The sequence below is a fragment of the Paenibacillus endoradicis genome (genome assembly GCF_024721975.1).
On the sequence record NZ_JANQBB010000001.1, the window covers coordinates 648,891 to 661,605 of the forward strand.

Annotated in this window: 15 protein-coding genes; all 15 read left to right on the forward strand. The window is 38.5% G+C overall.

The genetic code is table 11. The features are described from left to right. The first annotated feature begins 23 nt into the window (after window positions 1-23). The 15 genes from fliE (at window position 24) to fliY (ending at window position 12,714) form a co-directional block, all read left to right on the forward strand. The gene (gene fliE / locus NV377_RS02880) at window positions 24-326 is read left to right on the forward strand and encodes a flagellar hook-basal body complex protein FliE (protein ID WP_258199656.1); all 303 of its coding nucleotides are present in this window, start codon (window positions 24-26) and stop codon (window positions 324-326) included. A gap of 40 nt (window positions 327-366) precedes the next feature. Continuing rightward, window positions 367-1,953 carry a flagellar basal-body MS-ring/collar protein FliF gene (gene fliF, locus NV377_RS02885; protein ID WP_258199657.1) on the forward strand — a complete coding sequence of 529 codons (1,587 nt, stop codon included), beginning with the start codon at window positions 367-369 and terminating at the stop codon, window positions 1,951-1,953. An 11-nt stretch (window positions 1,954-1,964) separates the two neighbouring features. Further along, window positions 1,965-2,978: a flagellar motor switch protein FliG gene (gene fliG, locus NV377_RS02890; RefSeq protein WP_258199658.1), complete on the forward strand. Its 1,014-nt coding sequence runs from the start codon at window positions 1,965-1,967 to the stop codon at window positions 2,976-2,978. Then, entirely contained in the window at window positions 2,971-3,816 is an 846-nt protein-coding gene (locus tag NV377_RS02895; RefSeq protein ID WP_258199659.1) for a FliH/SctL family protein, read from the forward strand. Before fliG ends, NV377_RS02895 begins: the two co-directional genes overlap by 8 nt. Continuing rightward, complete coding sequence (gene fliI, locus NV377_RS02900) at window positions 3,803-5,128, forward strand: flagellar protein export ATPase FliI (protein WP_258199660.1); 1,326 nt, start codon at window positions 3,803-3,805, stop codon at window positions 5,126-5,128. Before NV377_RS02895 ends, fliI begins: the two co-directional genes overlap by 14 nt. Before the next feature lie 7 nt (window positions 5,129-5,135). Beyond that, window positions 5,136-5,582, forward strand: a complete 447-nt coding sequence (gene fliJ / locus NV377_RS02905) for a flagellar export protein FliJ (RefSeq protein ID WP_258199661.1) — start codon at window positions 5,136-5,138, stop codon at window positions 5,580-5,582. A gap of 32 nt (window positions 5,583-5,614) precedes the next feature. After that, a complete protein-coding gene (locus NV377_RS02910) occupies window positions 5,615-6,520 on the forward strand; it encodes a MotE family protein (protein WP_258199662.1) in 906 nt (301 codons plus the stop codon). 28 nt (window positions 6,521-6,548) lie between these two features. Next, window positions 6,549-7,871 carry a flagellar hook-length control protein FliK gene (locus NV377_RS02915; protein ID WP_258199663.1) on the forward strand — a complete coding sequence of 441 codons (1,323 nt, stop codon included), beginning with the start codon at window positions 6,549-6,551 and terminating at the stop codon, window positions 7,869-7,871. Window positions 7,872-7,902: 31 nt separating this feature from the next. Further along, window positions 7,903-8,442, forward strand: a complete 540-nt coding sequence (locus NV377_RS02920; RefSeq protein ID WP_258199664.1) for a flagellar hook capping FlgD N-terminal domain-containing protein — start codon at window positions 7,903-7,905, stop codon at window positions 8,440-8,442. Beyond that, on the forward strand, window positions 8,442-8,822 hold the full coding sequence (locus NV377_RS02925) for a TIGR02530 family flagellar biosynthesis protein (protein WP_258199665.1): 381 nt from the start codon (window positions 8,442-8,444) through the stop codon (window positions 8,820-8,822). The genes NV377_RS02920 and NV377_RS02925 overlap by 1 nt, the downstream gene beginning before the upstream one ends. A 76-nt stretch (window positions 8,823-8,898) precedes the next feature. Continuing rightward, window positions 8,899-9,711 (forward strand): flagellar basal body rod protein FlgG, encoded by an 813-nt coding sequence (gene flgG, locus NV377_RS02930; protein ID WP_258199666.1) that lies wholly within the window; start codon window positions 8,899-8,901, stop codon window positions 9,709-9,711. 59 nt (window positions 9,712-9,770) lie between these two features. Further along, window positions 9,771-9,998: a flagellar FlbD family protein gene (locus NV377_RS02935; protein WP_258199667.1), complete on the forward strand. Its 228-nt coding sequence runs from the start codon at window positions 9,771-9,773 to the stop codon at window positions 9,996-9,998. Further along, a complete protein-coding gene (locus NV377_RS02940; RefSeq protein ID WP_258199668.1) occupies window positions 9,995-10,459 on the forward strand; it encodes a flagellar basal body-associated FliL family protein in 465 nt (154 codons plus the stop codon). Before NV377_RS02935 ends, NV377_RS02940 begins: the two co-directional genes overlap by 4 nt. A gap of 34 nt (window positions 10,460-10,493) precedes the next feature. Continuing rightward, window positions 10,494-11,495 carry a flagellar motor switch protein FliM gene (fliM, locus tag NV377_RS02945; RefSeq protein WP_258199669.1) on the forward strand — a complete coding sequence of 334 codons (1,002 nt, stop codon included), beginning with the start codon at window positions 10,494-10,496 and terminating at the stop codon, window positions 11,493-11,495. After that, entirely contained in the window at window positions 11,485-12,714 is a 1,230-nt protein-coding gene (gene fliY / locus NV377_RS02950) for a flagellar motor switch phosphatase FliY (RefSeq protein WP_258199670.1), read from the forward strand. Before fliM ends, fliY begins: the two co-directional genes overlap by 11 nt. Window position 12,715 lies beyond the last annotated feature (1 nt).

Genomic DNA, 12,715 nt, shown 5'->3' on the forward strand with positions numbered 1-12,715 from the left:
TATACTAAGAATGGAGGTCACATATGATTGATTCAGTTTCAGGTATAAGTTTACAACAAATTAAAAGTATAAATGCAGCTTCTAATGAAAAGACAACTGCAGATATTACGAAATCTTTTGGACAATTTCTTACTGATGCATTAGAAAATGTATCTGCACAAGAAGCAGAAGTACACGCGAAAAACGATTTGTATCTTGCAGGTAAAGTTGATGCTACTGAACTATTGATTACATCAAGTCAAGCTCAGTTAAGTTTGCAATTAACCTCACAGATCCGCGATAAAGCAGTTAATGCATATCAAGAAATTATGCGGATCCAAATCTAAGTTTGTTGAGACTAGCATAGAACTCGGATGAGGTGAAAACGTGAACGAAAGAGTCGCCCAATATGTTAATAAGATAAAAAGTGCGTTTCAACAAATGGGAAGAAAACAAAAAATATGGCTTGGTGCTTCGATAGTAGGATTAGTAGTAGCAATCGTGCTTGCGACTGTTATTTTTACGAGAACTGAGTACGAAGTTGCTTTCAATAATTTGGATGCAACAGATTCAGCTGCAATAATTACTTATTTGGAATCGGCAGCTATACCTTATAAGCTAGATGCTATGGGTACTTCCATTTCCGTTCCAACGAAAGATGCTGCAAAAGCAAAAATCGAAATTGGTTCTCAAGGTATGATTCAAAATGGATCAATTGGATTCACTGAGGCTTTCGGATTAGGAAGCTCTACTCTCGGTACAACGGAGAACGAATTCAATGTAAAATATCAAAATGCCGTTAATGGAGAAATTCAAAAATTATTGAATGGACTTCAAGGAATCCAAAGTTCAAAGGTGCTAGTTACAGTGCCTAAAGAAAGTGTATTTCTAACAACGGATGAGCAAAATAAACCTACTGCAGCCATAGTACTTAATTTTACGGCTGGATATCGTCCAACACAAGCGGAAATAGATGGATATTTTAATCTAGTAAAATCTTCCGTTACAGGTCTTGAAGTGAGTGACGTTACAATCTCTAGCCAACAATTAGGTGAGTTAATGTCGTCTTCAACCAATGATTTGTTAGCGGGCAGTTCCAATTTAATAGAAACACAATTCAAGGTTCAGAAAATGTATGAGCAGGATGTGAAAACTAGCGTTCAACAATACTTAAGCCAAATTTATGGCGTTGACAATATTGTCGTTAGTATTTCTAGTAGTTTGAACTTTGACAAGAAATCAAGTCAAGAAAGTCTTGTTTCACCGCTTGAAAATAACAACAATAACGGCATCATTATTAGTGAACAACTTGAAACTAATTCCTCTACCAATTCCAACGGAACATCAGGTGGAGTTGTTGGTACGGGCGAAACAGATGTTCCAACCTATCAAACTTCTACTAATGATGGTGAAAGTAGTTCTGAATCTAGTTCTTCTGTTACAAATTATGAAGTTAATAGAGTTAACAATATTATAGAATCTGCACCTTATGTTGTTAAAGATCTATCAATTAGTGTAGGTTTTGAGGCTTCAGAACCAGCAAATCCAGCGGAACAAGCTGCAATTACAGATTACTTAAAAAGCGTTGTAAGAAGCCAACTAGCTAATTCTGGTCAAAATGTAGAAAACGATGAACTTTTGAATAAGAAAGTAACGCTTATTGCACGTAATTTCAATACTGCAAATGTTGAAACTTCAGGTTCTGGAATTTCTCTAGGTTGGTTAATCGGTATCGGTGCTTTGGCATTAGCTGCCATTATTGCTCTAGTAGTAGTAGTAGTTTCACGTCGTCGCAATGCTGCAAGACTTGCAGAAGAAGCAATAAATGATATTCCAGAGAGACCTGCTTATGAAGAGATTAATTTGGATAATTTACAAAATGATAGTCAAGCTCGTAAAAATCTAGAAACACTTGCCAAGCGCAAACCTGACGACTTCGTCAACTTGCTACGTACCTGGCTAGTAGATGAATAGAGGTGCTGTAATTGTCGAAAATTTCTCAAGGGTTGTCTGGACGTCAAAAGGCAGCAATTTTATTAATCACGCTAGGACCAGAAGTTTCCGCACAAATCTTCAAACATTTACGCGATGATGAAATTGAGCAACTAACACTTGAAATCGCTAATGTTAGAAAAGTTGATAGTACTGACAGAGATAATATATTGACGGAATTCCATCAAATATGTATGGCTCAAGAGTATATTTCTCAAGGTGGTATTGCTTACGCGAAGGAAATACTGGACAAAGCATTAGGTGAGGAAAAAGCGAAAGAAGTATTAACACGCTTAACAGCTACGCTTCAAGTTAGACCGTTTGACTTTGCACGTAAAGCTGATCCAGCACAAATTCTAAACTTTATTCAAAATGAAAATACGCAGACGATCGCTCTTGTTCTTTCTTACCTACAGTCTGAACAAGCATCAACAATTCTATCGTCTCTACCGCAAGACAAACAAGCAGATGTAGCGAAAAGAATTGCGATGATGGATAGTACTTCTCCTGAAGTAATTACTCAGATTGAGCATATTCTTGAACAAAAGCTATCTTCTACTGTTACACAAGATTATACAAATGCAGGTGGTATTGATTCTATCGTACAAATCTTGAATGGCGTTGACCGTGGTACTGAACGTACTATTCTAGATGCACTTGAGATTCAAGACCCTGAACTTGCTGAAGATATCAAAAAACGTATGTTTGTATTTGAAGATATTGTTAGTATCGATAATCGCTCAATTCAAAGAATTATTAGAGATGTGGAAAATGCAGACTTACAACTTGCACTTAAAGTTTCTAGTGAAGAAGTTCGTGAAGCAATCTTCCGCAATATGTCTAAACGTATGGCTGAGACATTCCAAGAAGAAATGGAATTTATGGGACCTGTTCGTTTACGTGACGTTGAAGAAGCTCAAACACGCATCGTAGCAATTATAAGAAGACTGGAAGAATCTGGTGAAATTATTATTGCTCGTGGCGGAGGAGATGATATCATTGTCTAATCTAATCAAGTCTTCTCATGTTATGACGCTAGAAGAGCTGAGAAAGTTGCGCTGGAATAATCAATATATTCCGCAACATGGAGAAACTGATAGAGAAGAGACAAGTGAACCAGTTGAAGTAAGCCCTGATGCTACTACTATTTCCTTGAGAGATCAAATCCTTTCTGATGCCATGTCAACTGCAGAAGCACGTATTAGTGAAGCTGCGAATGAGTGTGAAAAACTTCTTGAAGATGCTAATGCACAGATCGAAGTTTGGTGGCTTGAGAAACGTAATGAGGATGAAGCGATAAAAGAGAAACATCAGGAAGAAGGACATCAACAAGGTTATCAGTCTGGTATGGTGCAAGCACAGCAAGAAGTGAGAGCTGAATGGGAGCATAATCTTGAAGAAGCATCAACTATATTGAAGGATGCATATCGAACTCGTGAGCAGATTATTCAAGAAGCTGAACCATTTATCGTTGAGTTAAGTTGTAGTATTGCTGAGAAAGTTATTGGCAGACAACTTAGTCTAGAGCCTGAGATGGTCTTAGATATCATTACGAGAACTCTTTCGCGGAGACGTGAGCAAGGGGAGATTACATTGTGTGTCTCGCCAGCGAACTTATCTTTTGTGCAAGCAGCGCGTGAAGAACTGAATGCTACGATCGATTCTCAGGCAGAATTAGTTATTATTCCGGATTCATCTGTTAAAGATGAAGGATGTGTTATACGTTCTAAGTTCGGAAGTATAGATGCTAGAATTGACACACAACTATCAGAGATTAAGAGAGAACTACTTTTAATCGCACATCAAAGCATTGAAGAAAGAGGTCAAACCAATGACGCCGATTAATTTGGAAATGGATAAGTATCGAGATCATCTAAAAAATATCGATCCAGTTCGCATTAACGGCAAAGTCACGCAAGTAATCGGTCTAACGGTAGAGTCACAAGGCCCTGACGCTAGTATTGGTGATCTATGTTATATCTATCCTAGCAAATCATCAAAACCATTGAAGGCTGAAGTAGTTGGTTTCAGAGAGAATAAGGTTATTCTTATGCCTCTCGGAGAATTACATTCTATCAGTCCTGGTTGCGATGTAGTAGGAACGGGTAAGCCGCTGACAGTTCAAGTAGGATCAGAATTGTTAGGAAAAGTACTAGATGGATTAGGAAATCCGCTTGATGGCAGTTTCTTGCCGAGTAGAATGCCCAGCTATTCGACGCATAGCGCACCTAATAATCCGCTAGCTAGACCACGTGTATCAAAACCGCTTGGTATAGGTGTTAAAGCAATTGATGGTTTGTTAACCGTCGGTGTAGGACAACGTGTAGGTATATTCGCTGGATCTGGAGTAGGGAAAAGTACGTTACTAGGAATGATTGCTAGAAACACTTCAGCTGATGTTAATGTTATTGCTTTGATCGGTGAGCGTGGTCGTGAAGTGCTAGAATTCATAGAGAAGGACTTAGGACCAGAAGGTCTAGCGCGTTCGGTCGTTATTGTTGCAACATCTGATCAACCTGCATTGATTCGAATGAAGGGTGCGATGATCGCTACTTCGATAGCTGAATACTTCCGTGATCGTGGATTGAATGTCATGTTAATGATGGACTCCGTAACACGTTATGCAATGGCAATGCGTGAGGTTGGTCTAGCTATTGGTGAACCGCCTGCTACGAGAGGTTATACGCCGTCTGTATTTGCTGCATTGCCTAAGTTGCTAGAACGAGCTGGGACAGGCAAGAAGGGCTCGATAACGGCCTTCTACACCGTTTTAGTAGATGGTGATGATATGAATGAACCAATTGCAGATGCTGTTCGTGGAATTCTTGATGGTCACATTGTGTTAAGTCGTCAGCTCGCGCATAAGGGACATTATCCCGCATTAGACGTCTTGCAGTCTGTAAGTCGTGTTATGAATGAGATTGTTACTGATGAACAGCTGGATGCTGCCAATGAACTTAAGAGACTTCTAGCGATATATCGTGAGTCAGAAGATTTAATTAATATTGGTGCTTATCAAAAAGGGTCAAATCATAATATTGATATGGCCATTGACTATATTGATTCTATTAACGAGTTTACGAGACAACGTACGAATGACAAAATTACGTTAGAAGAAGCTCAAGAGAAATTAATTGCTAACTTTGGTAGGAGTTGATTAATCAATGGCATCTTTTAAGTACACTTTTCAAAAGATAGTAGATTTGAAAGGTAGTGAAAAAACTCAGGCGGAATGGATATTGTCAGATGCGCTAGCAGAACTAAGAGCTGAACAAGATCTTCTTGAACAATACGTGCAAGAGCAAAAGAGTTGGGAGCTTAAGTTAGAGCAATCCGTTCTCGAAGCGATACCTTTATCAGAAGTGCTTATAATAAACCAATATATTGAGTACTGTGCTGAAAGTATTAAGCTCAAGCAAAAAGATATCATGAGAGCCGAACGGAAAGTATTCCAGAAACGTCAAGAACTTGCTTCAAAGATGAAGGAAGAAAAGGTTTGGCATAAAGCAAAAGAACATGCTTTCGATAAATTCAAACACGAAACGCAGTTGAAAGAACAAAATGAATTAGACGAGATGGCTTCCATCCGTTTTATGTCACCAACCCCATAAGAGACAAACGCCTGCAAAGGGAGTGAATGGAATTGGCAGCCATAGAAGAGGACAATCAAGAAACTAGTTTTATCGAGCGATTTATGTTTTTCTTACTTCCATTTTTATTTGTAGCCGTACTACTAGTTGTAATGTTAACTTTATTTAACGTTGATTTCCGTAGTGGAGCAATTAAAATTGGTCAGGATATTCCGATCGTGCGTAATTTCTTACCTGAACCAACAGAAGGCTCTACTGGGTCAGATGGTAGTGTTCGTAGTGAAAAATTAAATGAAAAGCTAACTGCTCTTGAAGCGGAACTTGCTACTGTACGTACTGAACTTGCTGAAGCTACCACAGTAAAAACTACCCAAGAGAGCACTATTACATCTCTGCAAGAGGAAAATGGTCTCTTGAAGCAGAATGTGGCTGAATCAAAACTTACAGATGAAGAGTACAATAATCGAATTATTGAGTTAGCGAGCATGTTTGCAAAGATGACGCCTAGTAAGGCAGCTCCTATTATGCAAAGTATGACGCTTGAAGAAATGGCTTTGATTTTCAGTCAGATGCGTTCTGATGATCGAGTTAAGATTATGGAGAAAATGACGCCACAAATCGCGGCTGATGTTACTTTGAAATTGAAAGACAATGATTCCGTATTGAATATGGAAATCGCTGCACTTCAAGCTCAAGTAAAAAAACTTCAAACTTCTACATCAACGACAGCGTCGGCTTCACAAGTATCTGATGCAGAACTTGCTGCTACGTTCTCGGCAATGGAACCTAAAGCTGCTGCAGATATGCTAGTGAAAATGATGGATATTAGTTCAAGTAAAGTGCTACGTATTCTTAAAGCTAGTACTAGTACTGCACGTTCTGCTATTTTAGAAGAAATTTCAGCAGTAAATGAAAGTACAGCAGCAATGCTCGTAACGAAACTTATGCAAGATTCATAATCCTTTATATTTGAAAGGAGGTGAAAAATTGGAATTGTTAAATGTACTTAATACGGGTGCAGTTATGGGAAGTGTTAGTTCATCTTCAACTTCGACAACTTCGTCAGTAGAAGGAGCAACATTTCAAAATCAACTAGTTCAAATTGTTAACAATCAAGCTACAAATACTGGAGCTACTGAATCAGTAACTACGACTGGATTGTTAACACAACTAGTAGGCAGTGTACCTGTACTAGCTGATGAGACTTTAAGTACCGAAGAGTTGGATCAGCTTGTTGAAAACTTGCTAGATCAATTAGAAACCTTGAAAGATGAAGAGCTTACTGGCGATCAGCTTAGTTTGCTAGATTCATTAATGCAACAGCTTGAAGCGCTTGTACAAGTGATTACTCTTCAAAATGTACAACCAACAATATCTTTTGAAGCAGAAGTAGATGGAGCACTAGTTGCTACTCAAAGTAATGGCCAATATGCGGCGGTTACAAAACTTCAAGATCAATTATTGTTATTGCAACAAGCATTGCATGAAGGTTCTATGAAAATTACTCAAGGGAAGCAACCAGAAGTGATTGTTACTAATCAACTACAGCATTTGCAATCTTCACTTGAAGATTTAGTCAAAGAAATAAAGACTAAGCAAGGAGAATCTAATCAAGCCATTACTTCTCCATTTGTTGCTGTAACGAAAGAAGATAGTGCAGCATCCCATCTACAACGTTTGTCGCAAGAAGTGGCTTTTACTACCCCTTCTTTGACTACTCAGACGGAAGTGATAACGCAAACTGAGGGCGATGATTTACAAAGTCAACCAACAACAGCATTAGCGATGTTGAAAGCTGATAATGTGAAAGATTTCTTGCCGCAATTAACGAAAACTGGAGCAACAGCTACTTCTGCATTTGTATTAGCTAGTGAATTTGCCGATACGATGGAAGGTCTTATCGTACAAAAGTTCAACATTTCTTCATTGAATGGTTTAACTGAAGCTAGACTAATGTTAACTCCTGAAAATTTAGGTCATGTTGATGTGAAAATATCAATGCATAATGGCATATTGACGGCGATCTTCCAAGCTGAAACTGCTATGGGCAAAGATGCATTAGAAAATCAAATGGTGCAGCTACGTGCTTCTCTAGCATCACAAGGAATTACTGTTGATAAAATCGAAGTAACTCAAACTGCATTTGCCGCTGAATTATCGCAACAGCAAAAGCAAGGTAGTCAACAACATTTACAAGATCAAAATGGTCAGCAACGTAATAATGGTGATGAGAACTTCGAAGAACAGTTAGTTACGAACGCGTCTCATAAAGAATTAGGATATGGTCGCGCGGTCAATGAAATGGTGTAATAACACCTAAAGTTGAACGGAGGTGAAAATAATGGCAAGTGCAATTACATCTTCAGTGGTGTGGCCGAACTACGACTCAAAAAATGTTAATAAAGCGACTTCAAAATCCAATGATCTGGGAAAAGATCAGTTTCTTAGTATTCTAATTGCACAACTACGTAACCAAGATCCTATGAATCCAATGAGTGATACAGATTTCATTGCTCAAATGGCTCAATTTACATCTGTTGAACAATTGTCGAATATGTCGGATGAGTTAGCATTGATTCGCCAGAATATAGGGTCTGCATCTAGCTTGATTGGTAAGACAGTTACTTGGAATCAATTTGATGAAGCAGGTAAAGTAATTCAAAAGAGTGGCGTAGTAGATTCGATTATTTCACAGGATGGTTATTTGTATGTTGAAGTTAATGGCGAACGTATCGGTATTGACTTTGTCGGTCAAATCTCAGAGACGAAACCAAGTACAGATCAGCCCGATGAACCTACTGAGGAAACTCCTGAAGTTCCTGGAGACGGTTCTACTGAAACACCTGAGAATGACTCTTCAAATGGAGAGGTGACTGAATAATGAGTGATATTATTAAAGTCGGTCATATGTATCCAATGAAAGTTAATCCAAGTGCATTAACCAATAATACTCGTGGGCAGCAATCTTCTGACACTGCTAAGTTCTCAGATGTATTAGATGGTGCAATGTTGAAATTCAGTCATCATGCTGAACTTCGAATGGCACAAAGAGGGATTAAACTTCCAAGCGAAGGGTTAACTCAAATTAGTGAAGCAGTTGATTCAGCTGCACAAAAAGGTGCGAAAGACTCATTGATCGTCTATCGAGACATCGCCATGATCGTGAATGTACCAACTAGAACGGTTGTGACGGCGTTAGATGGCGGACAACTCAAAAGTAATGTATTTACACAAATAGATAGTGCAATCATCTTAAATTAGGCTGGACCGTTAAGGGAGCCTATAGCTGTTGACCGATTGATACAGCTAATTATAAACACTTGGGAGGATTATAAGAATGCTAAGATCCATGTACTCTGGCGTTTCTGGAATGAAAGGTTTTCAAACAAAACTTGATGTCATCGGTAATAATATCGCTAACGTAAATACAGTAGGTTTCAAAGCTGGTCGAGTAATGTTCTCAGATATTTTGAGTCAAACAATGAGTGGTGTTACTGCTCCAGAAGAAGGAACTAGTGGTGGTGTTAACGCGAAACAGATCGGTCTAGGTGTAACGATCTCTGCTATTGATACTGTCCATACTCCTGGTAGTGCTATGACAACAAATACACCTACAGATTTACGTATTGATGGTGATGGATTCTTCGTACTTTCAGCTGGAGATGGCACAGAACAGATGTTAACTAGAGCAGGTAATTTCGTACTTGATGGTAACCGTCAACTTGTAAATGGCGATGGACTTTTCGTACTTAGTACAGATGGTACCCCAATTGTACTAGATGAAGAGATTACTGCTTTCTCTATTGGTCAAGATGGTGTTATTAATGGCGTAACTGCTGACGGGCAAGTTGAGGTGGCTCAGATTGGTGTTGTTAAAGTAGTTAATCCAGGTGGACTTGAAAAGCTTGGTGGTAGTTTGTACCGTATGACAGTGAATGCTAACCCAGAAGGTGAGATGGAAATTATCGCGCCGAATGATGCTGAACTAGGAACAGGTGCAATTATTGCTGGACAGTTAGAAATGTCTAACGTCGATCTAACTTCTGAATTTGCTGAAATGATTATTGCTCAACGTGGTTTCCAGGCCAACTCAAGAATCATTACTACTTCCGATGAGATCTTACAAGAAGTTGTTAACCTGAAACGTTAATCACTTAAGTAGTTAATAGGGAGGTCCCATGATCTCCCTATCTATAGGAGGGTTGCCATATGATTACATTGACGCGAATTAATGGTCAAAAATTGACGATTAACGCGCTACTTATTGAGTTGGTTGAAGAGGCTGCTGATACCGTTATTACTTTAACAACGGGAAATAAAATTGTAGTGAAAGAAAAGACTGCTGATATTGTTAGTCTGAATCAGCAGTTTCTTCAAGCAATTGGCCTAATTGCTGCGGCCCAAAAGATTGAACATACAAAGGAGCCTTTGCGATGAAAAAGATGCTGCCATGGTTAATTACCATTCTGTTGTCAATTACATTAATTGCTATTGTTGGTTTTGTCGTGTTCGATATGATGACTGGAGATGACAAAAAGACAGCTGCAGGAAATGAACCAGTTAAAGTTGAAGTGTTAAGCGCGAAAGAACGTGTTGAAGTTACATCTACTCTTACGCAATTCAGAAGAAACCTGAAAGATCCTGAATTTGTTGTTATCATTAATTTCGCATTCCAAATGGATAACAAGAAAACAAAAGAAGGCTTTGATCAGATCTTAGATATTGAAGTTAAGCCAATAATTAGTAGAGCTTTAGCTGATATGACAGCGGAAGAGCTTAATGGATCCCAAGGTGAAGATAACCTTGAATCTAAATTGTTAAATCTTATTAATCCGATTTTACCAAAAGGAAAACTAGTTAAAGTTGAGATTACTGATTTCCTTATTTCAAAAATCTAGCTACTAGAGAATTTCCTCTAAGGAGGTGAGAGACATGGTTGATGTTTTATCTCAAAATGAGATTGATGCATTATTAGCGGCATTATCTTCAGGTGAGATGGATGCAGAGGACTTAAAAAAAGAAGAAGTTACGAAAAAAGTTAGTGTATATGATTTTAAGAGGGCCGTTCGATTCTCGAAAGATCACATTAGAAGCTTGACTAGAATTCATGAAAACTTTGCACGGTACTTGACAACTTACTTCTCAGCTCAACTTAGAACTTTTGTTCAAATCAATGTGGTTGACGTAGAGCAGCTACCTTATGATGAATTCATCCGATCTATCCCAAAAATGACCATTCTGAACATTTTTGAGGCTGATCCTTTGGAAGGTCGTATGGTTCTAGAAGTTAATCCAAACGTAGCATATGCAATGCTAGATCGCTTGCTCGGTGGACCAGGTACAGCACCAGCGAAAATGAATTCTCTCACTGAGATTGAAACTATCGTCATGGAAAAGGTATTTTCAAGAGCATTCGAAAGCTTACAAGAGGCTTGGAAAACAGTTATTGATATTAAGCCGAGGTTAGAAGCACTTGAAACTAATCCACAATTTATGCAAGTTGTTTCACCCAATGAAACAATTGCGTTAATCTCTTTCAGTACGAAAATTGGTGATACAACAGGGATGATCAACTTATGTATACCACATGTCGTATTGGAACCAATTATGCCAAGATTGTCTGTACATCATTGGTTTGTATCACAGAAAAAAGAACGTATACCAGAGGAAGTTGAGATGCTTGAGCATCGAGTTAAGAAAACTAAGCTGCCAATCATAGCTGAGCTTGGTGAAGCATCGATTACAATACAAGAATTTTTAGGTCTTGCTCAAGGTGATGTTCTAACATTAAATAAACCTGTTGATGAAGGGCTTAAAATAAGAGTTGGAGAAAAGATTAAATTTATCGGAAGTCCAGGATCAATTAAAGATCGCATCGCGATACAAATTGATGAGATTTTGAACGAAGGAGCGGAAGAAGATTATGACGAGTAAAGATTATTTGTCTCAAGAGGAAATCGATGCGTTGCTTCGTCAATCCTCAAGCGAACCTGAAGAAACGGCAGTAGTAACAGAAGCAACTTCAGAGGTCCTTCTGGAAAGTTTCCTTACATCTATGGAACAAGATGCCTTAGGTGAAATTGGAAATATTACATTTGGTAGTGCAGCAACTGCTCTATCTACACTACTAGGTCGTAAAGTTGATATTACTACACCTACAGTATCACTAGTACGAAAAAGTGAGCTTGGGGATGTTTTTCCTAAACCTCATGTAGCAGTAAGCGTAGAATATGTTGATGGTTTTGAAGGAATTAATTCCTTAGTAATTCGTACAAAAGACGCTCAAGTTATTGCTGATCTTATGCTTGGCGGAGAAGGAACTGTATTGAACGAGGAATTGAATGAAATTCATATTTCTGCCGTTCAAGAAGCGATGAATCAGATGATGGGTTCATCTGCAACTTCAATGTCTACTATTTTTAATAGATTAGTTAATATTTCACCACCAGGTATTAATATACTAGATGTATCTAGTGGAGATGGTTTAGATCATCTTCCTGCAGATGATATTATGATCAAAATCGCATTCCATCTGAGAATTGGTGATCTAATTGATTCAACAATTATGCAGTTATTGCCGATCTCATTTGCAAAACAAATGGTTGCTACGCTTATGGGTGATACAACGGAAGAAATAGCTGCACCAGCACCTGTAGCGCAAGCACCAGTAGAGCAAATTGATCCACCGGTAGCACAGGCGCCACAGTACAATGAAGTGCCACAACAACATATGGCGAACGTACCACAGGTTGCTCAGCAACCACAGGAAATGTACGCACAGCCAGCGATGGGGTATGATATGCCTAATAATAACATGAATTCGAATCGTAATGTTAATGTGCAACCCGTGCAATTCGCTAATTTCAATCAAGGCAGTTTACCACACACTGATGGAACTAATCTAAATTTACTACTCGACATACCATTGAAGGTCACTGTAGAATTAGGAAGAACCCAGAAGCAAATTAAGGATATTCTTGAGTTATCTCAAGGTTCAATCATCGAGTTAGATAAACTAGCAGGTGAGCCAGTCGATATTCTTGTGAATAACAAGCTAATCGCAAAAGGCGAAGTTGTTGTAATCGATGAAAACTTTGGTGTGCGCGTAACAGATATCGTAAGTCAATGGGACAGAATTCAAAAACTACAATGAG

Bases quoted from the DNA above. Each gene is read 5' to 3' on its own strand.
- fliE (WP_258199656.1), top strand. From the start codon at position 24: ATGATTGATTCAGTTTCAGGTATAAGTTTACAACAAATTAAAAGTATA.
- fliI (WP_258199660.1), top strand. From the start codon at position 3,803: ATGACGCCGATTAATTTGGAAATGGATAAGTATCGAGATCATCTAAAA.
- fliJ (WP_258199661.1), top strand. From the start codon at position 5,136: ATGGCATCTTTTAAGTACACTTTTCAAAAGATAGTAGATTTGAAAGGT.
- NV377_RS02920 (WP_258199664.1), top strand. From the start codon at position 7,903: ATGGCAAGTGCAATTACATCTTCAGTGGTGTGGCCGAACTACGACTCA.
- NV377_RS02925 (WP_258199665.1), top strand. From the start codon at position 8,442: ATGAGTGATATTATTAAAGTCGGTCATATGTATCCAATGAAAGTTAAT.
- flgG (WP_258199666.1), top strand. From the start codon at position 8,899: ATGCTAAGATCCATGTACTCTGGCGTTTCTGGAATGAAAGGTTTTCAA.
- NV377_RS02935 (WP_258199667.1), top strand. From the start codon at position 9,771: ATGATTACATTGACGCGAATTAATGGTCAAAAATTGACGATTAACGCG.
- NV377_RS02940 (WP_258199668.1), top strand. From the start codon at position 9,995: ATGAAAAAGATGCTGCCATGGTTAATTACCATTCTGTTGTCAATTACA.
- fliM (WP_258199669.1), top strand. From the start codon at position 10,494: ATGGTTGATGTTTTATCTCAAAATGAGATTGATGCATTATTAGCGGCA.
- fliY (WP_258199670.1), top strand. From the start codon at position 11,485: ATGACGAGTAAAGATTATTTGTCTCAAGAGGAAATCGATGCGTTGCTT.